We start from the raw sequence: 21,792 nt of genomic DNA on the forward strand, positions 1-21,792 counted from the left end.
ATGACTTCACGCCGCAATTTCCTACGCAATATGACCGGTGCCAGCCTGGCTGCCGGTTCCTTGGCCGCTTTCCCTCCCAGCATCCGCAAGGCGCTGGCCATTCCGGCCAACAACAAGACGGGCACCATCAAGGATGTGGAACACATCGTCGTCCTGATGCAAGAGAACCGCTCATTCGACAACTACTTTGGCACGATGAAAGGCGTACGTGGTTTCGGGGACCGCTTCACCATCCCGCTCCCGAATGGCCGCAATGTCTGGCAGCAAAACCTGAGCTCCACCGAAACCATCATGCCCTACCACTTGGACAGCACCAAGGGTAATGCTCAGCGGGTCAACGGCACCCCCCACGCCTGGGTCGATGGGCAGCAAGCCTGGGACCATGGCCGCATGGCTTTCTGGCCCAAGTACAAGCGCCCCCACTCCATGGGCTACTACCGCGAAGCCGAGGTGCCGTTCCAGTTCGCCATGGCCAACGCCTTTACCCTGTGCGATGCCTACCACTGCTCCATGCACACCGGTACAAACTCCAACCGCATGTTTATGTGGACGGGAACTAACGGCCCAACCGGGACGGGTGAATGTACCGTCAACAACGCCTGGGACAGCCTGGGTTCCTCGGCGTTGGGCTACGAGTGGAAGACTTATCCCGAGCGTCTGGAAGAAGCCGGTATCAGTTGGAAGGTCTACCAAAACCTGCCTGACAACTTTACTGACAACTCGCTGGCAGGCTTCAAACAATATCGTCGTGCCAACGAACAATCGGGCAAGCCAAACAATGCCCCTTACGAGCCGTCGGATGACATTGGTAATCCCCTGTACAAGGGCGTGGCCAACACGATGCCCGACGGTGGTTTCTTCGGCCAACTGCGCAAGGATGTCGAAGAAGGGAATTTGCCCCAGATTTCCTGGGTCGTGGCACCGGCCGCCTACTCCGAACACCCTGGCCCATCCAGCCCGGTGCAAGGTGCTTGGTACACGCAGGAACTGCTCGATGCACTGACATCGAACCCCGAGGTCTGGAGCAAGACCGTTCTGCTGGTCAACTTCGATGAAAACGACGGTTTTTTTGACCACGTACCGTCCCCTTCGGCACCATCCATTGATCCGGACACGGGCAAGCCTATGGGCAAAACCACCCTGACCGATGAGCAGATTGCTTTTGAATACTACAACTACCCCAGCCCCAAAGGCTTGATGGGTCAACCTCCACGTGACGGCAAGGTATTTGGCCCCGGGGTACGCGTTCCAATGTACGTGATCTCTCCGTGGAGCCGTGGTGGCTGGGTGAATTCGCAAGTCTTTGACCACACCTCCGTGATCCGCTTCATGGAAGAGCGCTTTGGCGTGATGGAGCCCAATATCAGCCCCTATCGCCGTGCAGTATGTGGTGACTTGACCAGTGCCTTTAACTTCGCCAGCCCGAACGACGAACCTCTGCCCACCTTGAACGGACGTCGTAGCCGTGACGAGGCCGATGCCATCCGCCGTGCCCAGGAACGCCTGGCTCAGGTGCCTCAGCCCCTGGACAATCAGCGCATTCCTGTGCAGCAAACCGGTGTGCGCCCGTCGCGTGCCCTGCCCTATGAACTGCACGTCAGCGCCCGCTGCGATAGCGAAAAAGGCGTACAGCTGCTGTTCTCCAACACAGGCAAAGCCGCTGCTGTTTTCCATGTCTACGATAAGCTGAATCTGGACCGCATTCCCCGCCGCTACATGGTCGAACCCGACCAGATGCTGGACGATGTCTGGGACGTTCAGGCCGATAACCTGGGTCACTACGACCTGTGGGTACTGGGCCCGAACGGCTTTCACCGTCACTTCCGTGGCGATGTCAGCGTACTGAGCCAGTCCGAGGCCGCTCGCCCCGAAATTCGCGTCTGCTACGAAGTCACCAAAGGCGATGTCTATCTGGAAATGATGAACGGCGGCCAGTCTGCCTGCACCTTCACCATCCAGTCCATGGCCTACCGCGAAGACGGCCCTTGGGAAGTGACGGTTGAACCAGGCCAGCAGTCCAAACAGTCCTGGGCCCTGAAGTCCAGCGGCCACTGGTACGACTTCGTGGTCCGCAGCAGCAACGACCCAAGCTACTACCGTCGCTTCGCAGGTCGAGTGGAGTTTGGCGCACATGGCGTCAGCGACCCAGCCCTGGGGATCCCCGCCTACCTGTAAGACTTAAATACTCTGAATCCAACGTTCTATTGTCTGACTATGTGTGCGTGCGCACCACGCACACTTTTTACCCCGCTGCCAGTACTTGGCATCGGGGTTTTTTTTATCTGTAGCCTACACCCCAGAGAGAATAAAAATGCCCTACTAACCGGGTCAGGAACGGCTTGTCTTTCCTAGAATGCTCCATGACAGTGGGCATCCAGCACTAGCAATGCCTACTGCTGCAGGCAAAGAGTCCCTACAAATCGTAGCCTTGCGCATAGGGCTCAGATGTACATCAACATGGCGACCAAGTGGCGCATGTATTACGTCCTGCGGGACGACATCTTGATGATGAGTTGGGGCGAAAACTGCCAACTCCCCCTGAATGACGGCAGCAGATCTTGCCATCTATCTGCACATTGCCGTCAGAGAGGGGGGAGACCGCTGTAATGGCTGCGGCCGGAGGAAATATCGCTAAAGCCAGAGGTACAAGGCCGTTGGCACGTGATACGAGCCTGTCTCGGGAAAATCTGTACAAAAGCTTGTCAATTGTTTCCCTAGTTCGGGTACCTTGTTCAAGGTGACCCGAACTAAAGGGGCAAGCTAAGCATCAAACCCTGGTTCAACTCCCATTGAACACCTGCTTACTGCACCAGCTGATTCATCTCGATAATAGGCAGCATCACGGCCAGCACAATCAGCAAGACCAAGCCCCCCATCAGCAAAATCATCAAGGGTTCCAGCAAGGCGGTCATGGTCAGGGCCTTGCGCTCCAGTTCAGTCGACAAGGTCGTGGCCGCACGATCGAGCATAGGGGCCAGTTCGCCAGTTTTTTCACCGCTGGCAATCAGTTGTACCAATAATGGCGGGAACAAGGCACTGCGTTGCAAGGCAGTCGCCAAAGGCAGACCCTCGCGCACATGAATAGCGGCCTGATTCACCGCATCGCGCAAGGCCAGATTCGAGACCGTACGTCCTGCCGCTTCCAGAGCGGTCAGCAAAGCCACATTGCTACCAGCCAGAATCGCCAGCGTGGCGGCAAAACGAGCAGTATCCACACCCAGCAAATAGCCCCCCAGAACGGGCACGCTTAACAGCCGTCGATGAAAGGCCAGCTTCAAGGCCGGTTGTCGCAACAGGAAAGCGGCCAGCACAGCCAGCAGTAGTAACACCACAAACAGCACCACACCCCAGTCGCGTAACAGATCGCTGGCGCCGATCATCACGCGCGTGAGCATGGGCAATTGCTGTTTGGCTTGGGTAAATGCGCCCACCACCTGGGGGACGACATAGCTCAGCAAAAACACCACCATCGCCACAGAAATCAGGCTGACGATGGCGGGATAAATAAAGGCTGTCAGCACCTTGCCGCGCAAGGCTCCGCTGTCTTCGATAAAGCTGGCCAGACGATCCAACACTTGTTCCAGTTCACCGGACTGCTCACCTGCCCGCACCAATGCTCGGTAAATTTCAGGAAAGTCACGAGGGTGATTGGCCAGGGCATCGCTCAGGCTTTGTCCTGCTCGGATATCAGCACGCAAGGCTGCCAGCAGTTGCACCAAAGGCCGACGCGTCGCCTGCTCAATCACCACTCCCAGGCTGGCCTCCAACGACAAGCCCGCCGCTACCAGACTGGCCAACTGACGAGTCAGCCAGGATAGCTCGGTGCGGCGCAAACCCGCACTGCGGGCACGAGCCACAGCACGACTGCGCCCCGCTTTCAGGGAAACGGTCAGCAGACCTCGGGACAGCAATTGCTGGCGCGCCAGACGCTCGCTCTCGGCCTCCAGCACCCCCCGTTCGCTGCGACCGGCCTGATCCACGGCCTCATAGTGATAGGTCCCCATACTGTCCTGCCCGCCTATAACTCGCGCGTGACGCGCAATACTTCTTCAGGCGTACTGACGCCCTGCTCCACCCACCGCTGAGCATCTTCACGCAAGCTTCGCATGCCCGATTCACGCGCGGCCTGACGCAAGGCGGGTTCGGCTCCGGCGTCATTTAACAAGTGCTGGGCACGTTCATCGATGCGATACAGCTCATGAATCCCAGTACGCCCCTGATAGCCCGTATGGGCACACTGTTGGCAACCTTCAGGGCTAGCCCGGTATTGCCCCTGCTCGGCAGGTTGACGGCAATGTCGGCACAGTTTGCGTATCAATCGCTGGGCCAGCACACCCCGCAAGGTAGAGGCCAGCAAAAAAGGCTCCACCCCCATATCCACCAAGCGAGTGGCCGCAGACACCGCATCATTGGTGTGCAAGGTAGCCAGCACCAAGTGGCCAGTCAGGGAAGCCTGCACCGCAATCTGCGCGGTTTCCAGATCCCGGATTTCTCCGATCATGATGATGTCCGGGTCTTGTCGCAATATGGCGCGCAAGGCGCGCGCGAAACTCAATTCAATACGAGGGTTGACCTGCGTCTGGCCGACGCCAGGCAAGTCATACTCAATCGGATCTTCGACGGTCAGCACATTGCTGCGTGCCGTATCAATGCGCCCCAAAGCGGCATACAAAGTCGTGGTCTTACCGCTGCCGGTAGGCCCGGTGACCAGCACAATGCCGTGTGGTTGATGAATCAGCTCATCGAGCTGAGCCAAAATATCCGGGGCCATGCCCAGACGCTCTAGCTCCAGCTGTCCGGCTGACTTGTCCAGCAGGCGCATCACGGCGCGTTCGCCATGTCCGGTAGGCAGAATCGAGACACGCAGGTCCAGCGCCCTGCCTCCTACTTTCAAGGCAATACGGCCATCTTGTGGGAGCCGCTTTTCGGCAATATCCAGGCTGGCCATGATCTTGATACGGGACACCAAGGCTCCGTGCAAGGCCCGGCGCGGGCTGACGATATCGCGCAAACGGCCATCCACTCGATAGCGCACGACCGAGTGGGTTTCATACGGCTCCAGGTGAATATCACTGGCGCCATCCCGCACAGCCTGGGTAAACAAGGCATTAATCATGCGAATGACCGGCGCATCGTCCTGATTTTCCAGCAAGTCGGTGACAGCGGGCAATTCCTGCATCAGTCGATCCAGGTCCACCTCGTTGGCAGCGGCATCCACCACGCTGGCAGCATCGTCGCCCTGTGCATAACTGGCATCAATCAAGGTATCCAGTTCGGCATCTGGGATTTGCCGCTCGTCCAGCTCGGGATAGCGTCGCCGCAACTCCACCAAGGCCCAATCCGGTGTGCGCTCGCTAATCACCAACGTGCCCACACCTTGCTGCTGCGTCAGCACCGCGCGGTGCTGACGTGCCCAGGAGTAAGGCAGGCGGGTCATAGCGTCTCTCGCAGGTCTACCGCAGCGGATGAACCGGCGGCCTGTGGCAAGACCATGTGTCCCGCATCAGGGTGAAACCAGGTGGAACGATCCGGCAGTCCAGTCTGCACGGCACGCATATAGTTGTAGCGGTCCAAAGACAGACTCTGGCTGTCCTGCGCGTTACGCACGATATGCGGACGCAAGAACACCATCAAATTGGTTTTTGTACGCTTGCGTTTCTCGTACTTGAAAAGGCTGCCTACCAGCGGAATATCTCCCAGCAAAGGCACCGATTGTGTACCGTCCTCAATCGAGTCTTCCAGCAAGCCACCCAGCACAATGATCTGGCCATCATCCACCAGCACATTCGTGCTCAGCGCACGTTTGCGTGTGACGGGCGAGTTGGCCGATACCGACATGGCTGTATCGATACTGCTGACTTCCTGATAGAGCGCCATCTTGACGGTGCCCCCTTCCGAGATCTGCGGGCGCACTTTCAAGGTCAGCCCCACGTCTTCACGCTGAATCGTCTGGAACGGATTGCTGGCCCCGTCGCCCGTGGTGGTGTATTGGCCCGTCACAAAGGGAACGGTACGGCCCACCATGATGCTGGCTTCTTCATTGTCCAGCGTCATCAGGTTAGGAGTAGACAGAATATTGGTGCCCCCCTGGCGCTCCAGCGCTCGCGCCAGTACACCTAGATTGACAATCTGCTGACCCAGCACGTTCACTGTGCCTTTCACCACACCCAGGCTCAAACCAGCCGCCAAGGAATCAAGCGTCGTTGCCCCAGCCTTGGTGATACCGCTGCCGCCCAGATTGGCACCGCCCACAAAGCCCGAGCCGCCGTCCGAAATATTGCCGCCGCCCGTCATCCACTGAATGCCGAACTCGGCCGCATTTTCTGCATTCACCTCCACGATCAGGCTTTCGACCAGCACCTGAGCGCGACGTTGATCCAGTTGGTCGATCACTTCACGCAAGCTGCGGTAGACCGGATCGGGGGCCGAGATAATCAAGGTATTGGTAGACGGGTCGGCTTGAACAGTCGCCCCACCAGCGCTAAAGGCCACGGTGCCACTGGCATTATTAGCGGCACTCAAGCCCATCTCGCCTTGGGACTGACCTGCTGTTGCCGACGTTTCCATTGCCTTGGCCGCGCCCGTGGTGCTGGAGGCATTGCCAGCAGGAGCCAGACTATTGCTCTGTTGCTGTCCACCCGTTGCCGTATTACCTGAGCCGGACTGCCCGGTCAAAGCAGCCCGCAACACTTCAGCCAACTGTACGGCCTGGGCATTACGCAAATAGACCACATGCAAATTGCCCTTATTGCTTTCCGGGCTGTCGATACGGCGTATCAAATCCCGCGCCAAATCCAGCCGTGCCGGACTGCCTGCCCGCACCAACACGGAATTGCTGCGCGGATCGGCCACCACCGTGATGCGTTGCGCCACATCATTTCCCGGAGTATCCAGCATTTGGGATGCCAAGGCCGCCACATCCAGCGCCACCCCGTAATCAATCGGGATGATGTCCGTATTCAAACCGGCAGGGGTATCTATCCCGGCGATCACCTGGGCAATGCGATCCAGATTATCACCATAGTCAGTCACAACCAGGGTGTTATTGGAGGGGTAAGCATTGATAGGATTGTTGGGCGAAATCATGGGCCGCAACACGGGAACCAGGGCCGTGGCATTTTCATAACGCAAGGTGAACACACGGGTTTCCAGCTCGCCACTGCCGCTGGCCCCGGCACCTGCGGCACGCACGGCACCGCCCTGTTGACGCGCCTCGGTTTCGGGCACTACTCGGCTGACCTTGCCATTGCGCAATACAGCAAACCCTTGCATCCGCAAGGCTGACAGCAACATCTCGTAGGCAGTGCGGGCGTCGACCGGCACCTCGGACACCAAGGTCAGTTGCCCTTTTACACGCGGGTCCACAATAAAGTTCTGGCCGGTAAAGCGCGCCAAGGCGGCCACCACCCCGTCCAGCTCAGCATCTACAAAATTCAAGGTAATGTCGTTGCCTTGCGGAAACTCGGCCGGGTCGGGCAGGTCGATCGGAGCGGCCCGGCCCCCGACTCGCTGCGGAACCCGACGCGTCACGGCAGCAGAAGGCGTATTGTCATTGGTAAAGCGCGGATCAGCCTGGGTACTGCGTACAGGCGTCTTGCCTACCGAAGCAAAAAACGAAGAAGGATCCGGGCCAGGCTCAGGTTTCTGACCTGTGCTGGCACAGGCGCTTAATAGGACGGCGGCCCCCAGACTTAAAAAGAAGCGAGGGCGCAGCCCAGGAAGTCGTTTGGTCAAGGTACTCATAGTCAAAATATGGTTATTCCTGCTTGCTAATCGTTGTGGCTATTCGCCATTGGGTCACACCCTGACGCTGAGGCCCCAAGGCCTCTAGTAACTCTTTGAATCGTTGATCGTCGGCCTGCTTGGCTTGGGCACGTCCTTCAAACAGCCCGCCTGCCGCCCCCCACTGACCCTGACCTGCCAAAGTCAGATCCCCCGCCAGGGTTCGCAGGCTTAGCTGCACACCCTGGCCCTTGCGGCTGACAGCCAATTGGTAATCACCCAGCTCGGCTTGGGCCGCCAAAGCCGAGCGCGCATTGCGCCAATCCAGCTCCAGCAAAGGTCCACTTTCAGCGGCCAGCGCCTGACTGGGCCAGCGCAACTGCAACTGCCCTTGCGGTTGTACGGTCTGCAACAAGGGATGCAAACGCCCTAAAAGCGCAGCGGGAACCGTTAGGCTTTGGCCAGAAATGCGCCAGCCTTGCAGGCTGGCTTGCAAGCGCACAGGCTGGTCCAGCCACGCATGGCTTACTTCCATTTGCGGCCAGGGCGTCAAACGCCAACGCCAACTGACAGGGCCGGGAACAGTGCGAGCCAACAAACCCGACCCCACCACCAGCAGACCTTGCCCGGAAGCCAGATTGCCGTGAGCCGTTTCCAGTCGTAGCGGCAATTGCTCCGGCTGCCAGATCAACATCATGCGGGCAGGCAAAAAGGGCACGGCGGCCAGCAGCAGACACACCGCCAACAAGGTCCAGGCCATGATTTTGGTCAGTTTTTTCATGCAGGCTCTCCTGCACCCAACACAATGCGGCCATCCAACAAACCTGCACGTTCGCGGCTATCTACCACCGAGCGACTCAGGCTGACTTCTTGCACGGCAAAGCCCAGCACACGAGGGGCGTGCATCAACCAATCCATCAAGGCAGGAGCGGCCACGGCCTGGCAGACCAGAACACGCTGCTCGGCCGGCGACACCTCTGTCTGACATTGGGTGCCCAAAGTCTGCAAGCTGCGCTGCAAGGCTTTGTCTTGTCCTTGCGCGTCAACCGGCGCGACCAGCTCTTTATCCAGGACCTGAATTTGCGACAACACGGTTTGCAGTTGCGCCATCTCATACTGCAGGCGCGGCAGCTCTTGTTTTGCCAAGGCCAGATCACGAACAGCGGGACGTAACAGCAACAACCACAGAAGCATCACAAGCAGCACAGCCCCCAATACCGACAAGGCCAACTGATCCCGACGGCTCAAGGCTCGCCAGTACTGTCGGGCAATGGCAAGCTTGTTATGGACGGTCAGCAGTACAGGCTGAAAGGCAGCAAATTTGCTCATTGCTGCCCCCCTTGCTGGCTGGACGCTTGCGCTGCTTTGTTCAAACCGATCTCCCACTGACGGGCCGACTCGCCCTGTTTCCACTCCAGCTCCGATTCAGCAGGCAAAGGTGGTGCAGGCAAATCGCTGGCCAGTGTCAAAAGCAACTGTTGGTCCTTGAAATTCAATGCGCGCACCTGTCCTTGCAAGGCAGGCCATTGCACGGCACTGGCCATCAACAACCGATCAAAAGGCGCCGAGGCCGGACTTTTATCGGCCAGCAAGCCGTCACGATGCTGTCTGGCCTGCGTCAAGGGCGCAACAATGACAGGCAAATGCGGCAAGGCTTGTCGAACAGCCTGCTCCATCTGGGTCTGTACCTGTTTCATCTGGGAGCGCAAGGACTGCGCCTGCTGCTGCAAGACCAAGGTCCAGCTCAATACCGCGGCCAGAGTCCACCACAGACTTTGGCGCAGCACGCTGTTCCCGCCGCCACTGGCGGCCATCTCCGGCATCAACAAGGAGCAAGCGGGTACTGTCAGCATTTGACCTTGGCCCTGCCTGTCTTGCTCATGCCCCTCGGACCAGGCATAGACTCCACTGAGAGGGACTCCGGCCTGGCGCGCTTGCTCTCCCAAGGCCAGCAAGGGCTGGCGCTCCGTCCAGACTAATTGACTCATACCGGCAGGCCCCGGTGCCGAGCAGGCCACCCACACCTGTTCAATAGGGCTCAAACACAAAGGCTCGACCGCACTGCAGGCCACGGCCTGCCGCCGCGACGCACTGACTGAAGGAATACGCGCCTCAGTCACCGTTGCCATCCCGGCCGGTAAAACCAGCTCCAACGATCGGGCCAGGGCTTTGAACTCCTGAATCGCTGCCCGGCCACGGCGCAATACCTTGGCACGCTTGTCGCGCAGCACAAAGTCCACCGGCTGATCCAGCCTAGGTGGGGAGTCCAAATAAATACGCAGCACTTTGCTCATCACTTCAACGAATCCAGACAATCCGGCTGCGGTCCGCAGCCCTGTTAATCAGGGCCTGGGTCGCTACCCGGCTATGGTCAAGTCGTAACTGACCACTTAATAAAAACCACTCACTGCGCACGGTCAGCGTTTGCCCCTCCAACGCCTCCTGACGTTGCAAGCGGGCTTGAACATCGGCCTGATCCCGGAACCACTGGCCCCGGTCGCGCTGCGCCAACAGGCCACGCCACTCAACCAGACTGACGGAAGGCTGCACCGCAGCCAGCACCTGGGCACTGGCAGTATTCACATTCAAGGATTTGGCTTGCGGCAGGTAGCTGAGATAAGGCTCCAGTTGCTTGGCCTGTTGCACCGCATTGGGGAAAAAGTCCTGCAAATGGGAGGGCCAGGGCGCTTGTCCGGCCTGAGCCCGTTGCAGCCGCTGGGCCAACTCCAAAGCCAACGAGGGTTCCTGCTGCACACTGCCCAACAACTGCTCCAATGCCTGCACGTAGCGGGCCTGAATCCGGCCATCGCTTAGCAATAAAGCCAGATTGAATTTGCCCTGCTCGTCCTGGATATAGCCAGAGAAGTAAGCCGCACGGGTCTTGTCAGGAGTCTCTATCTTCAACTCACTCAAAGCCTGGGCCCACAGGCCGCCTTTATGCGTCACAGCCGAACGCTGCGAGTCCAAACGCAAGACCAGCACGGCCCAATCCAGCGCACCGCGCAGCAGCCAGTTGGCCTGCATGTAGTCACGCTCGCTGGCCAGTTGCGTTGCCAGTGCACTTTGACGCTGCACAATGCCCATAGTGGCAATAGACACTGCCATCACGACCACCAGCGCATTGATCACCGCCATGCCTTGTTGGGATACCCGTTTCATAGCAGCATCACCACTTTGCGGTATGGATGCTCCTGCCCTTCCAATTGCACGGTCAGCTCTATGCCAGTCGCCGCTGCTCCAGCCTGCTCGGGCCACGGCCAGCTTTGCCAGCCACGTGCCGGAATCCAGATACGCAAATTCCAGGCAGTGACCTGCTCCAGCACAGCTTGCAAAGGCCCCAACTCGGGCAAGGGATACACCGTTCCTGCCTGGGCAATGGCCCGCTGCAACACACCCTGCTGCAAACGCCATTGAATCTGCTGGGTTCCCGCGCCAGCATCGCTACGACGTTCAATCATCAGGATGGCCGGGCCTTCACCCTGGGCTTGCCAGCGAATACTGGCGGGCAGTACTGCCATCGCCCCGGTCGGGTCCACGGGGCCTGGCACGGGGGGCAGATGCAGCTCCAGATCCCGTCCCATTTGAGCCAAGACATTGAACAAGGCCTGGGTCTGACGTGCCTGCTGACCAAGTTGCTCATCCGCATGCAAGACCGCATCCAGGCCTCGCCAGGACATCAGGCTAATCAAGGCCATGATGGTCAAGGCCACCAGCATTTCCACCAAAGTAAAGCCTTCCTGGCCAGTATCTGTCATGGCAAGGACGCCAAGGTCGCGTGCAGCTCGGCCAGCACGGGGCCTTGGGGCAAGGCAGCCTGCACCGTTACCTGACGAAAGAAGCGATTGGCCGTGGCTTGCACGGTCTGCTTGCACTGCAAATTCAAGGAACCTTGGCGGCAAGGCACCACGGTTTCACCCGGATCGGGAAACAGGCGGCGCAGACGCATCTCGGCCACCACACCGTCAACGGCCAGCAGAGCCAGGCTGCGCTCATGCATGGCCTGGCTGCCAGAAGCACTCAGGCCCAGCGCACGCAATCCGGCGGTCAGGGCCACCGATACGATGGCCAGCGCAATCAACACCTCAATCAAACTCATGCCACGCTCTGTCATGACTGCACATCAAAACGGCCTGTCGGGTCGCTGCGAAGATGCAGTACCTCGTGGCCATCATCCAGCTCCAGCAGACGCGGCGCGGACAACCATTCATTCACAAAAACCCAGGGCCCGGCTGGCTCCAGGCGCACACGCACTGATTCCAGCGTCCAGGATCGCTGGGGAAACAATTGGGCAAAACGAGCCTGATCGCGCAGCCAGCCCACAGTGGGGCTGGAGCCATCGGTAGCGTCCGGAATCAGGCTGAAACGATAGCCCTGCTGATCCGCATTCCAGGCGACGCTGCGGCCACTTTCGCGCACATAGCTTTGCAACTGCGCCAGACGCAGGGCCAGTTGACGGGCTTCCCGCTGTATCCCCTGATCCCGGTCCAGTACCAGCACGCTTAAACCTGCGCTGCTGACAATACCCACGATCAACAAGACCACCAGGGTCTCGATCAAGGAAAAGCCCCGCTGTGCCACATCAGTCCCAATTGCCGATATCGGCATCACTACCCGCCCCGCCAGCCTGACCATCCGCCCCCAGCGAGAACACATCGATCTCGCCATGCACGCCGGGTTGCAGATACTGGTACGGATTGCCCCAAGGGTCGTTAGGCAGACGGTCCATATAAGGGCGCCAGTTGCGTGGCTCGGGAGGCTGAGCGGGGCGCTGGTGCAGCGCCGCCAAACCTTGAGCCGTACTGGGGTAACGGCCGTTATCCAGGCGATACAGCTTCAAGGCCTGTGTCAGCGCGGCAATATCCTGACGGGCCGCGACGGCACGTGCCTGATCGGGCCGGTCCATCAGGCTGGGGACAACCAAGGCCGCCATAATGCCCATGATGACCACCACCACCATGACCTCAATCAGAGAAAAACCTTGTTGAGCGCGGGACTGAACCGATCCGGCCAAACGACGCGCCGGACTGCGAGATAAAGTAGATCGAGACATGAAGGAAATAAGCCACCCAAAAAAACCCAAGCTCTTGTCATACGGGCTTCATGCAGCACACGCACACTAAGAGCCCTTAAGACAGCCATACGGGCTGTCTGCCAATGCACTATTCGATGCAGTCTAAATGGGTATTATTTCCGCCATATTTCCGTCACATCTTTGGCTGCGTTTGTGTCAGGCCGGTATTGCTCTGGCCTTGATCAACCTGCTGATCCATCTATTCCTACCCTCGGAAGGAACGATTGCGCCTGTGCTGGAGCAGGACCACCGCGAACAGATCAGCACGCAACAAATTGCGCAGTGGTTTGGAGGCAGCACCGCCATGCCCGAGCTGCGTTTGCACGGCATGATTGTGAGTGGTCAGGGTGGGGCCGCCTTACTTAGCATTAATCAACAGGCGGTGCGCGCCTACCGCCCTGGTCAGGAGCTGGCACCAGGCGTGCTGCTGGATTCGCTGCAGCGCGAGCATATTGTGATTACGGTCGATGCCGTGCCCCAACAAATCGCCACCGAGCGTAAGGGCCCCGCCGTCATTGCCGGTATTCAGCAAGGGGCTCAGCCCTGAAGTGAAGAGTTAGCAGTATGATTTAAAGCTGTCTTTCTTCTTTCCCCCCTGGTGGGTATGTCTGCTTTATTTCGTCACTGGTTTGACAGCCTGCGCCCCAAGTCGCTGGCCATTGCACGCCCTGAAATGCTGCGTGCCACGCTAGGCGCCACGCTTAGCGTACTGATTGTTTCCTCTCTGAGCCTGTACCTGTCGGATTTTGCCGACACGCACCACTGGCTGGTAGCCTCCCTGGCGGCCAGTGCCTTGCTGATTTTTCTAGTGCCAACCAGCCCGTTGGCCCAGCCCTGGAATGTGTTGCTGGGCAATCTGGTCGGTGCTTTGACAGGGATTAGTTGCGCCATTTTGCTACCTCACCCAATTGCCGCCATTACCATGGCCGTGTGTGTGGCCATGCCCATCATGCTGGCGCTGCGCTGTGTGCACCCGCCTAGCGTGGCAATGGCGGTTTTCCCCGCCCTGAACGGGATTCACAATTACGACTTTGCGCTGTTTCCGGTCCTGTTTGACTCTTGCGTGCTGATTTGCCTGGGCATGCTGTACAACCGCCTGACCGGGGTTACCTATCCCCCCGTCCCTAAGCCCACCACTCGTGCGACAAGCACACTGTCACGCTTTACGGACCAGGATTACGATGCTGCACTAAGCCACTACAACCAGACGCTGAACATCAGCCAGGACGATCTGGAAAAATTGGTCAGCTACGTTCATCAGTCGGCCTTCCGACGCAATCTGGGCACACGACGCTGCGCGACCTTGATGAATGATGCCCCCCTGTCCTGCCAGGTCAGCACGCCCTTGCAACAAGCCTGGGACATGATGCGCGAGCGCAAGATCAAGGCCCTGCCAGTGCTGGATCAAGACAAACATGTGATTGGTATTTTGGCCTTGTCGGACTTCTTGCAGCGCGCCGGACTGGATCAACCTGATAATCTGCGCCAGCGACTCAAGCGCTTTTTAAGCCCCCGCCAGCAATCGGCTCCCACGGTGGCCGAAGTCATGACCTCGCCTGCCGTCACCGCCAATGCAAACTGGTCTGTGGCCGAGCTGATTCCCTTGTTCAGCCAGGGCCGCCATCGTCACATGCCGGTGGTCAATGAACACAAAGAACTGGTGGGCATGATTACCCAGTCAGATCTGATGCTGGAGCTGTTCAGAATCCTGCAGCCTCCGCGAGACCAGCCGGACTGACTATAAAGCTGAGCTCCAATAAAAAACCCCACTGTTTGCCATCGCCAAACAGTGGGGACAGATCTGCATCAGTACATTGAGCACTGACACAACACCTTTTTAGTCAGCCTGCAAGACACCTCGGCGCAACTGGTCGCGCTCAATGGACTCGAACAAGGCCTTGAAGTTACCTTCACCAAAGCCATCATCGCCCTTGCGCTGAATGAACTCAAAGAACACAGGCCCCATCAGCGTTTCAGAGAAAATCTGCAGCAAGAGACGACGGTGACCACCTTCTGATGTGCCATCGAGCAAAATGCCACGGTTTTGCAGTTCTGCAGTGGGTTCTCCGTGCTCAGGCAAGCGACCTTCCAGCATTTCATAATAGGTTTGTGGCGGCGCCGTCATAAAACGCATGCCCATGTCCTTGAGTTTGTCCCAGGTGGCAATCAGATCATCGGTCAGGAATGCTACGTGCTGGATGCCTTCACCATTGAACTGCATCAGGAATTCTTCGATCTGGCCCGAACCCTTGGCGGACTCCTCATTGAGAGGAATACGGATTTTACCGTCGGGGGCCGTCATGGCCTTGGAGGTCAAGCCAGTGTATTCACCCTTGATGTCGAAGTAGCGAATCTCACGGAAGTTGAACAGGTGCTCATAAAACTGAGCCCAGTAGGCCATGCGGCCGCGGTACACGTTATGGGTCAGGTGATCGATCTCTTTCAGGCCCGCACCCACAGGGTGGCGGTCCACGCCTTCCAGGTAAACGAAGTCGATATCGTAAATAGAGTTACCTTCGCCAAAACGGTCGATCAGGTACAGAGGCGCGCCACCAATCCCTTTGATCGCCGGCAAGCGCAGCTCCATCGGCCCGGTAGGAATATCAACAGGCTGGGCGCCCAGTTCCAGTGCACGCTCATAGGCTTTTTGCGCATCACGCACCCGGAACGCCATGCCGCAAGCCGAAGGACCGTGCTCGGCAGCAAAGTAAGCAGCGTGGCTCTTGGGTTCTTCGTTCAGGATCAGGTTGATCTCGCCCTGACGGTACAAGGACACTTTCTTGGAACGGTGTACCGCCACTTTGGTGAAACCCATCATCGCAAACACAGGTTCCATCACACCAGGCTGGGGAGCGGCAAATTCGATGAACTCAAAGCCCATCAGGCCCATTGGATTTTCAAACAAGTCAGTCATAGCAGACTCCAACTGTAATCAGGTAATCAAGGAGGGCGTAAAAACGCCTTGAAACGTTGACTTAAGCCTGGCTGGGAGGGGCGCAGGATATCCCGCGCACACTGCGTGCCAAGTGATCACCAAACAACAATTGAAACCCCAGAACTCTCACAGGCTCTGCTCCAGTGGGCGGGAACCCGAAATGCGCTCCCATCGCCGACACTTATTATGCGGGGAGCAAGCCCCTTTTCGATATAGAGCATTACCCTAGAAGTCTAAACCACCTGCCTTAGCGCGCCAGCAGCACAGGGACAGATGACAGCAACATCGCTACCCCGGACAAAGTCAGTAGACTCAACACAATGGCGCGAAAAGTGCTTTGACTGATCCCCACATACAGACGTGCGCCCGCCAATACGGGAATCAGCACCGCCAGCATGACCAACCCGATCGCGGGCAGCATGGACGAGACAATAGAACCGGAGGCGATATACGCCAGCAAGGTCACAGACAAGGTAGCCAGATTGAAGTTTTGAATAACGGCACGCTGCTTGTCTTTAGGCAGGCCCGTCATGGTGGTCCATAAAGTAGGAATCACCCCGGTCATCCCACCCAGACCGCCCATCACACCACCAATCAAACCCGCCAAAGCATTAGCCAAGCGACTGCACACCCGCACATGGCCCAGACGGCTAGACATCAGCATGACGGGGCACCAGATCACCATCAAGGTACCCAGAAACGCCTTGAACAGCGCTGCATCCAGAAAAGGCAGCAGATACGTTCCAACGGCACGCCAAGCAGCCCACCGAATAAGAAAGGCAAGAGAATCTGCCAGTACGACGTGCGCCGCCGGGTAAAGGCGGCAATCATCTGCCCCGTCCAGGCACCACACACTGCCAGCACCGCCGCCAGTTGGGGCTCCAGAAACCAGGCCCAGCAGGACATGGCCACCATACCAAAGGCAAAACCTGACAGGCCCTGCACAAAACCGGCCACAATGGCGCCAAAGGCAACCGCCCAATAAACCGACTCCATATTCCCCTGCTGCTCCTGCATGTAGACAAGGTCACAGTATCCTTCTTGTGCGAAATGAGCGGGCAGAAAAAAGCCTCCAACTTGGAGGCTTCCCAAACTGTTACCGGCGTTGGCCAAAGTTGGCCAAATCATGCCTGGCTCAGATTGGTTCAGGCTGGGTCAGCAGCGCGCAGATCACGAGGTTGGATCAGCGATTCGGCACACAACACTTCATTGAGGGTCTCGGCATCCATCAGGCCACGCTTGAGAACCACATCACGAATATTAGTACCTGTCTGGAAGGCTTCGGCGGCAACCGAGGTAGCGGCTTTGTAACCGATAAACGGGTTCAAGGCAGTCACCAGGGAAATAGAACGTTCGATATTGCTTTCCAGGCATTCACGGTTGGCAGTGATACCCACCACGCAGAACTGAGTCAACGTGTCGCAAGCATTGCTCAACAAACTCATGCTGCGCAGCAGGGAGTGAATAATCACAGGCTCAAACGCGTTCAGCTGCAATTGACCGGCTTCAGCAGCCATGGTCACGGTCAAGTCGGCACCAATCACTTCAAAGGCGACCTGGTTGACCACTTCAGGGATCACAGGGTTGACCTTACCGGGCATGATGGACGAACCCGCTTGCACAGCAGGCAGACAAATTTCACCCATACCAGCACGAGGACCGCTAGAGAGCAAACGCAAGTCGTTGGACAGCTTGGACAACTTGACGGCAGCCCGCTTCAACACGCCCGACAGATGCAAGAAACCACCACAATCCTGAGTTGCTTCGATCAGGTCGGCAGACACGCGCAGCTGAACACCGGACAGATCGGACAAAGCCGCTACAGCCAGCTCGGCGTATTCAGGGTGTGCGGTAATACCAGTACCAATTGCCGTACCACCCAGATTCACATCACACATCAGTTTGCGCGATTCTTTCAGGCGCACGATGTCTTCGTTAATCATGGTGGCAAATGCGTTGAACTCCTGACCCAGGGTCATGGGCACAGCATCTTGCAACTGCGTGCGGCCAATCTTCATGTACGAGGAGAATTCCTCGGACTTTTTCAAAAAGGCATCACGCAAACGTTCCATGGCCGCAAACAGCGGATCCAGCGAACGGTAGGCCGCCAGGTGCAAAGCCGTTGGATAGACGTCGTTGGTGCTTTGGGCCATATTCACATCTTCATTGGGATGAAGATATTGGTACTCGCCACGCTTGTGCCCCATATGCTCCAAAGCCAGGTTACAAATAACCTCGTTGGCATTCATATTGGTCGAGGTACCTGCGCCGCCCTGAATCATGTCTACCACAAAATGCTCATGACACTTGCCTGTCTGTACGGCCTGGCATGCAGCCACAATGGCGTCATGCTTGTCCTGCTCCAACAAACCCAGTTTGAAATTGGCCTGAGCAGCAGCCTGCTTGACCAGTGCCAGAGCATTAATCAGTTCCGGGTAAGTTGAAATAGGCGTACCGGTAATGTGGAAATTCTCCTTGGCACGCAAGGTATGAACACCATAATAGACTTCATCGGGGACTTGGCGGTCTCCCAGCAAATCATGTTCGATACGGAACTGACTCATAATTCCTTCGTTTCCTTAATAACGATAGCAAGACATTTCTGATACGCCTCATACTCAATCCCGGAGTACAAACGGAACAAAGCCCTGCCATTTCTTGCGAACTGGGCAGGGGCTCGGGGACATGCTGGCAAATACCACTAATAAGCTTTGGATAATGCTTGTATCCAGTTGCGGAAAGCAAAGGCCCGTAAAAAACGGGCCTGTATTGCTATCCGCCAAGCGGGGTGAATGATCCAACCGCCTTTTTTGAAGGCATCGTCGAGCTTGGGAAGCGCTGTAAGCATTGTAAACGCCGAGCGCTCGCCTGCACGTCGTTTTGCGGTTTTTCTTGAGTTGCTGCGCCTGGTTTTTCTGCTTGGCGCTTGAGAACCGACTTAATTTGACGGTCTACCTCTGATATAGCTCACTCATCCTGCCCATAACAAAGATCTGGCGTTTTGAACACGAACGTTGCGTGCTTGCATCATTTTGATGCTGTTGCGCTATAAGACTCACAACACAAGATCAACAATCATCACCAAGATGCCGGTATTGAGAGTCCCAGAACCTTGTTATGTGAGAAAAAAAGAAGGCAAAAGAGTATACACAAACAGTGAGACCATTCAATAAACTCACTACTGACAATACTGAAAAAAACCAGCACTATTTTACTAAATGAAAATTCCTGATCAATAAAAGGTGTTTAAATCAATGAAAATGGAATTAAAAAATAAGATAAATTTCCACTTTAAAAGCAGCGGCTCAGTAATAAAAGAAAGCAAGCCCGGTTTTATTGGGCTTTGTGATTCTTTCTAAATAACTACTGCTCTTTGCCGCGCACTACTCAACGGCACAGCACTATGAAATTACTCGATCTGAAATATCAAACTATCCTGAGCGAATCCCAGCGCCAGGCTCACCCTAAAACCGAGGATATCGAACTGTGTTTACGCGTTCTATCGCTGGCGTCCAGTATTAATCGCGCCTCCAGCACCGTCTTGAACGAATTTGGCCTATCCGAAGGCCGTCTGGTTCTGCTTTTTTTGCTGAGCCGCCAACCTTCCGGCCTAAGTCCCGCCTTGCTGGCAGAACAAGCCGGTGTCACCCGCGCGACCATTACCGGCCTGCTAGACGGGCTGGAGCAGCAGCAATTGCTGGTGCGACAAAACAATGCCTCGGATCGCCGTGTACTCACTGTTAAACTGACCGAAGCTGGCAAAGAGTTAAGCGAGCACTTGCTGCCCTATTACATCGAGTGGCTCTCGGGTGTGTTTAGCCATGTGCCCCAAGACGTGCGTGAACGCTTGTCTAATTTGTTATCCCGGGCCATGCAAAGCGATAGCAAAGGGGAAATCAAAATTGAAAAACCTCTTTCGCACACCGTTCCCGGAACCATGCAGCGCAGTTATATGGTTTAAAGCGCAAGATCGTCTGCCCAAAGGTCAACCTTGTGGTCGACCCAACATGATCAAGGGTGGCACCGATACGGTTGCCACCCTTTGTTTTCGTCCCCGCAAGGCTGAGGTTTATGGATGCTGCTGTTATTGAAGCCATGAAAAAATGGCCCAATGTACCCGCTGTCAGCGGATATCTCTCTTTGGATCAATCAGGCCATTGGCGTCATCATCCGGCTGGCGATGCCAACCAGCATCCCGAGCACGTGGGTGAACGCATTTCTCACCCAGGATTGCTGGCATTTTTCAATCGTAATTATCAGACGGATGAACAAGGCCGCTGGTTTATCCAAAATGGCCCCCAGCGTGTCTATGTTCGCCTGGACGCCGCTCCTCTCATTGTGTCCCTGGCCGAAGATCTGGCGCATTTGCAAGACCACACCGGACGCCTCGTAACAGCCGTCCAGGCGTGGTTCGTCAGCGCTGAAGGTCGGCTATATTTGCGTACCCCTACCGGCCCGGCCTTATTGGCCAGTCGCGATATTCCGGCGCTGCTGGAACAATTGCGAACAGAGCAACACGGCCTGGACAGCCTGGATCTGGAGCACCCTCATTACAGCGAGGGCTGGTCTTTACCCGCCTACCCCAGGCGCTGTTCCCTGACAGTCTGGTCATCCTGCGTGTCGCCCGCCGACGAATTGGCGTATATTGTTTTGCCTGAGCCCGATCCTATTTGAACCGCCATCACAGAATCTGCATGACCCAGCCACCCGCCTCTTTTTACTTCCCTGCTCCACGCACGCAAAACTTCTGCAGTCAATGCGGCAGCAAACTGACACGACTGGTGCCCCCGGACGATAACCGCATGCGTGATGTCTGCCAAAACTGCGGCGCGGTGCACTACCAGAATCCCCGTAATGTGGTCGGGATTGTGCCTGCCTGGAAAGACGATCAGATCTTGTTGTGCCGTCGTGCCATCGAACCACGCTACAACACCTGGACCTTGCCCGCCGGTTTTATGGAACTGGGTGAGACCCTGGGGCAAGGCGCCTTGCGTGAAATGGGTGAGGAAGCCGGTGCCCAAGTCGAACCCGGCCCGCTCTTTACCGTCATCAGCGTGCCCTACGCAGAACAAGTGCATATTTACTACTTGGCCAAAGTCACCAGCGACGTATTGGATCCCGGTCCGGAATCTCTGGAAGCCCGTTTCTTCCACCTGGACGACATTCCTTGGGACAATCTGGCGTTCCGCACGGTCAGCGCCACCTTGGAGCGCTACGTGGAGGATCACAAGGCTGGTCGCTTCCAGATTCACGAATTTGATATCGCCCCCCGCGACCACGACTGATCATGTCGCTTGTCTGGGTCACTCCCGATCAGGCCCTGCCCAGCCCTGAGCACGCCAGCCCGGAAGGGCTGGTGGCTGCCGGTCTGGATTTAAGTGTTCCACGTCTGCTAGAAGCCTACAGTCAGGGCATGTTTCCCTGGTACAGCCCTGGCGACCCGGTACTGTGGTGGTCGCCTGATCCGCGCATGGTGCTGGAAGTGGACAAATTCAAGATTTCCCGCTCCTTGGGCAAGAAGCTGCGCCAGGTTGCACGCCAGCAAGATCAGAACGAGGCCCGCCTTCGTGTCACCTGCGATCTGGCTTTCGAGCAAGTCATCGGCCAATGCGCCGCGCAACGCAGCGCCACCGGTACCTGGATCAGCCCGGATATTCAGCAGGTCTATACCGACTTGCATCACAGCGGCTACGCCCACAGCATAGAAACCTGGATGGATAACAAGCTGGTCGGTGGTTTGTATGGCGTGAATCTGGGCCGCTTCTTTTTTGGCGAATCCATGTTTGCCTTACAAACCGATGCCAGCAAAATAGCCCTGGCCCATCTGGTGGATTTTCTGAAATTTGCCGGGATACCGTATATAGACTGCCAGCAAGAGACATCGCATCTGGCCAGTCTGGGCGCCAGCCCCATTCCCCGAGCGGATTTCATGGATGCCCTGGCCTGGGCCATGAACCAGCCCAGCCCGGTTTGGCCACACGGGGCTTTGCAACTAGGCCAGCCCCCAACTTGCTAGGCTGGCGCGAGCATCCCATAATGGCTCTATCACGCTTGGCAGAGTCGC

Annotated in this window: 21 protein-coding genes and 1 pseudogene; 8 read left to right on the forward strand and 14 right to left on the reverse strand. The window is 57.1% G+C overall.

The features are described from left to right. Window positions 1-2,175, forward strand: a complete 2,175-nt coding sequence (locus tag OKX01_RS14350) for a phosphocholine-specific phospholipase C (protein ID WP_264671982.1) — start codon at window positions 1-3, stop codon at window positions 2,173-2,175. 431 nt (window positions 2,176-2,606) lie between these two features. Beyond that, the gene (locus OKX01_RS18910; protein WP_413544456.1) at window positions 2,607-2,741 is read left to right on the forward strand and encodes a hypothetical protein; all 135 of its coding nucleotides are present in this window, start codon (window positions 2,607-2,609) and stop codon (window positions 2,739-2,741) included. A 60-nt stretch (window positions 2,742-2,801) separates the two neighbouring features. Here the strand turns inward: OKX01_RS18910 and gspF are convergent, their stop codons facing one another. Genes gspF through gspG form a run of 11 tightly spaced genes read right to left on the reverse strand, consistent with a single transcriptional unit; the run spans window position 2,802 to window position 12,772 of the window. Further along, window positions 2,802-4,004: a type II secretion system inner membrane protein GspF gene (gene gspF, locus OKX01_RS14355; protein WP_094197496.1), complete on the reverse strand. Its 1,203-nt coding sequence runs from the start codon at window positions 4,002-4,004 to the stop codon at window positions 2,802-2,804. A gap of 14 nt (window positions 4,005-4,018) precedes the next feature. Then, complete coding sequence (gene gspE, locus OKX01_RS14360; protein WP_094197497.1) at window positions 4,019-5,437, reverse strand: type II secretion system ATPase GspE; 1,419 nt, start codon at window positions 5,435-5,437, stop codon at window positions 4,019-4,021. Then, the gene (gene gspD / locus OKX01_RS14365) at window positions 5,434-7,743 is read right to left on the reverse strand and encodes a type II secretion system secretin GspD (RefSeq protein ID WP_125277653.1); all 2,310 of its coding nucleotides are present in this window, start codon (window positions 7,741-7,743) and stop codon (window positions 5,434-5,436) included. Before gspD ends, gspE begins: the two co-directional genes overlap by 4 nt. A gap of 13 nt (window positions 7,744-7,756) precedes the next feature. Continuing rightward, window positions 7,757-8,503 (reverse strand): type II secretion system protein N, encoded by a 747-nt coding sequence (gene gspN, locus OKX01_RS14370; RefSeq protein WP_264671983.1) that lies wholly within the window; start codon window positions 8,501-8,503, stop codon window positions 7,757-7,759. Next, window positions 8,500-9,051 carry a type II secretion system protein M gene (locus OKX01_RS14375; RefSeq protein ID WP_264671984.1) on the reverse strand — a complete coding sequence of 184 codons (552 nt, stop codon included), beginning with the start codon at window positions 9,049-9,051 and terminating at the stop codon, window positions 8,500-8,502. Before OKX01_RS14375 ends, gspN begins: the two co-directional genes overlap by 4 nt. Next, window positions 9,048-10,016, reverse strand: a complete 969-nt coding sequence (locus tag OKX01_RS14380; RefSeq protein ID WP_230017574.1) for a GspL/Epsl periplasmic domain-containing protein — start codon at window positions 10,014-10,016, stop codon at window positions 9,048-9,050. The genes OKX01_RS14375 and OKX01_RS14380 overlap by 4 nt, the downstream gene beginning before the upstream one ends. Before the next feature lie 4 nt (window positions 10,017-10,020). Further along, on the reverse strand, window positions 10,021-10,881 hold the full coding sequence (gene gspK / locus OKX01_RS14385; RefSeq protein ID WP_108727861.1) for a type II secretion system minor pseudopilin GspK: 861 nt from the start codon (window positions 10,879-10,881) through the stop codon (window positions 10,021-10,023). Further along, window positions 10,878-11,477, reverse strand: a complete 600-nt coding sequence (locus OKX01_RS14390; RefSeq protein ID WP_094197503.1) for a type II secretion system protein J — start codon at window positions 11,475-11,477, stop codon at window positions 10,878-10,880. The genes gspK and OKX01_RS14390 overlap by 4 nt, the downstream gene beginning before the upstream one ends. Next, window positions 11,474-11,833, reverse strand: coding sequence for a type II secretion system minor pseudopilin GspI (gene gspI / locus OKX01_RS14395; protein ID WP_094197504.1), 360 nt, complete (start codon window positions 11,831-11,833; stop codon window positions 11,474-11,476). Before gspI ends, OKX01_RS14390 begins: the two co-directional genes overlap by 4 nt. After that, window positions 11,830-12,327 (reverse strand): type II secretion system protein, encoded by a 498-nt coding sequence (locus OKX01_RS14400; protein ID WP_230017572.1) that lies wholly within the window; start codon window positions 12,325-12,327, stop codon window positions 11,830-11,832. Before OKX01_RS14400 ends, gspI begins: the two co-directional genes overlap by 4 nt. After that, window positions 12,302-12,772: a type II secretion system major pseudopilin GspG gene (gene gspG, locus OKX01_RS14405; RefSeq protein ID WP_094198415.1), complete on the reverse strand. Its 471-nt coding sequence runs from the start codon at window positions 12,770-12,772 to the stop codon at window positions 12,302-12,304. The genes OKX01_RS14400 and gspG overlap by 26 nt, the downstream gene beginning before the upstream one ends. 127 nt (window positions 12,773-12,899) lie before the next feature. Here gspG and OKX01_RS14410 point away from each other — a divergent pair, with 127 nt between their 5' ends. Further along, a complete protein-coding gene (locus tag OKX01_RS14410; protein ID WP_108727864.1) occupies window positions 12,900-13,340 on the forward strand; it encodes a hypothetical protein in 441 nt (146 codons plus the stop codon). A 57-nt stretch (window positions 13,341-13,397) separates the two neighbouring features. Further along, window positions 13,398-14,531, forward strand: a complete 1,134-nt coding sequence (locus tag OKX01_RS14415; protein WP_094197507.1) for an HPP family protein — start codon at window positions 13,398-13,400, stop codon at window positions 14,529-14,531. Between the two features lie 99 nt (window positions 14,532-14,630). Here OKX01_RS14415 and hppD read toward each other — a convergent pair whose 3' ends face one another. The 3 genes and pseudogenes from hppD to OKX01_RS14430 form a co-directional block, all read right to left on the reverse strand. After that, window positions 14,631-15,707, reverse strand: coding sequence for a 4-hydroxyphenylpyruvate dioxygenase (hppD, locus tag OKX01_RS14420; RefSeq protein WP_264671985.1), 1,077 nt, complete (start codon window positions 15,705-15,707; stop codon window positions 14,631-14,633). A gap of 268 nt (window positions 15,708-15,975) precedes the next feature. Then, window positions 15,976-16,724 (reverse strand): annotated as a pseudogene (locus OKX01_RS14425) (sulfite exporter TauE/SafE family protein). A 149-nt stretch (window positions 16,725-16,873) separates the two neighbouring features. Beyond that, complete coding sequence (locus OKX01_RS14430; protein WP_094197509.1) at window positions 16,874-18,292, reverse strand: aspartate ammonia-lyase; 1,419 nt, start codon at window positions 18,290-18,292, stop codon at window positions 16,874-16,876. 839 nt (window positions 18,293-19,131) lie between these two features. Here OKX01_RS14430 and OKX01_RS14435 point away from each other — a divergent pair. The 4 genes from OKX01_RS14435 to aat all read left to right on the forward strand — a co-directional run bounded on the left by OKX01_RS14435 (window position 19,132) and on the right by aat (window position 21,744). Beyond that, window positions 19,132-19,689 carry a MarR family winged helix-turn-helix transcriptional regulator gene (locus OKX01_RS14435; protein ID WP_094197510.1) on the forward strand — a complete coding sequence of 186 codons (558 nt, stop codon included), beginning with the start codon at window positions 19,132-19,134 and terminating at the stop codon, window positions 19,687-19,689. Between the two features lie 110 nt (window positions 19,690-19,799). Further along, window positions 19,800-20,402 (forward strand): DUF2946 family protein, encoded by a 603-nt coding sequence (locus OKX01_RS14440; RefSeq protein WP_125277650.1) that lies wholly within the window; start codon window positions 19,800-19,802, stop codon window positions 20,400-20,402. A 20-nt stretch (window positions 20,403-20,422) separates the two neighbouring features. Further along, window positions 20,423-21,013 (forward strand): NUDIX hydrolase, encoded by a 591-nt coding sequence (locus OKX01_RS14445; protein WP_094197512.1) that lies wholly within the window; start codon window positions 20,423-20,425, stop codon window positions 21,011-21,013. A gap of 2 nt (window positions 21,014-21,015) precedes the next feature. Then, complete coding sequence (gene aat, locus OKX01_RS14450) at window positions 21,016-21,744, forward strand: leucyl/phenylalanyl-tRNA--protein transferase (RefSeq protein ID WP_264671986.1); 729 nt, start codon at window positions 21,016-21,018, stop codon at window positions 21,742-21,744. Window positions 21,745-21,792: the final 48 nt, after the last annotated feature.

Source organism: Alcaligenes sp. SMD-FA (assembly GCF_025960365.1).
GTDB lineage: Bacteria > Pseudomonadota > Gammaproteobacteria > Burkholderiales > Burkholderiaceae_B > Alcaligenes > Alcaligenes aquatilis.

What these genes read in the sequence shown, in the direction of transcription:
- OKX01_RS14435 (WP_094197510.1), top strand. Translation starts at nt 19,132, where the DNA reads ATGAAATTACTCGATCTGAAATATCAAACTATCCTGAGCGAATCCCAG.
- OKX01_RS14380 (WP_230017574.1), bottom strand. Translation starts at nt 10,016, where the DNA reads ATGAGCAAAGTGCTGCGTATTTATTTGGACTCCCCACCTAGGCTGGAT.
- OKX01_RS14415 (WP_094197507.1), top strand. Translation starts at nt 13,398, where the DNA reads ATGTCTGCTTTATTTCGTCACTGGTTTGACAGCCTGCGCCCCAAGTCG.
- gspI (WP_094197504.1), bottom strand. Translation starts at nt 11,833, where the DNA reads ATGACAGAGCGTGGCATGAGTTTGATTGAGGTGTTGATTGCGCTGGCC.
- gspE (WP_094197497.1), bottom strand. Translation starts at nt 5,437, where the DNA reads ATGACCCGCCTGCCTTACTCCTGGGCACGTCAGCACCGCGCGGTGCTG.
- gspG (WP_094198415.1), bottom strand. Translation starts at nt 12,772, where the DNA reads ATGTCTCGATCTACTTTATCTCGCAGTCCGGCGCGTCGTTTGGCCGGA.
- OKX01_RS14430 (WP_094197509.1), bottom strand. Translation starts at nt 18,292, where the DNA reads ATGAGTCAGTTCCGTATCGAACATGATTTGCTGGGAGACCGCCAAGTC.
- OKX01_RS14350 (WP_264671982.1), top strand. Translation starts at nt 1, where the DNA reads ATGACTTCACGCCGCAATTTCCTACGCAATATGACCGGTGCCAGCCTG.
- gspD (WP_125277653.1), bottom strand. Translation starts at nt 7,743, where the DNA reads ATGAGTACCTTGACCAAACGACTTCCTGGGCTGCGCCCTCGCTTCTTT.
- gspK (WP_108727861.1), bottom strand. Translation starts at nt 10,881, where the DNA reads ATGAAACGGGTATCCCAACAAGGCATGGCGGTGATCAATGCGCTGGTG.
- hppD (WP_264671985.1), bottom strand. Translation starts at nt 15,707, where the DNA reads ATGACTGACTTGTTTGAAAATCCAATGGGCCTGATGGGCTTTGAGTTC.
- gspF (WP_094197496.1), bottom strand. Translation starts at nt 4,004, where the DNA reads ATGGGGACCTATCACTATGAGGCCGTGGATCAGGCCGGTCGCAGCGAA.
- aat (WP_264671986.1), top strand. Translation starts at nt 21,016, where the DNA reads ATGTCGCTTGTCTGGGTCACTCCCGATCAGGCCCTGCCCAGCCCTGAG.
- OKX01_RS14375 (WP_264671984.1), bottom strand. Translation starts at nt 9,051, where the DNA reads ATGAGCAAATTTGCTGCCTTTCAGCCTGTACTGCTGACCGTCCATAAC.
- OKX01_RS14445 (WP_094197512.1), top strand. Translation starts at nt 20,423, where the DNA reads ATGACCCAGCCACCCGCCTCTTTTTACTTCCCTGCTCCACGCACGCAA.
- OKX01_RS14440 (WP_125277650.1), top strand. Translation starts at nt 19,800, where the DNA reads ATGGATGCTGCTGTTATTGAAGCCATGAAAAAATGGCCCAATGTACCC.
- OKX01_RS14410 (WP_108727864.1), top strand. Translation starts at nt 12,900, where the DNA reads ATGGGTATTATTTCCGCCATATTTCCGTCACATCTTTGGCTGCGTTTG.
- OKX01_RS14390 (WP_094197503.1), bottom strand. Translation starts at nt 11,477, where the DNA reads ATGACAGATACTGGCCAGGAAGGCTTTACTTTGGTGGAAATGCTGGTG.
- gspN (WP_264671983.1), bottom strand. Translation starts at nt 8,503, where the DNA reads ATGAAAAAACTGACCAAAATCATGGCCTGGACCTTGTTGGCGGTGTGT.
- OKX01_RS18910 (WP_413544456.1), top strand. Translation starts at nt 2,607, where the DNA reads ATGGCTGCGGCCGGAGGAAATATCGCTAAAGCCAGAGGTACAAGGCCG.
- OKX01_RS14400 (WP_230017572.1), bottom strand. Translation starts at nt 12,327, where the DNA reads ATGCCGATATCGGCAATTGGGACTGATGTGGCACAGCGGGGCTTTTCC.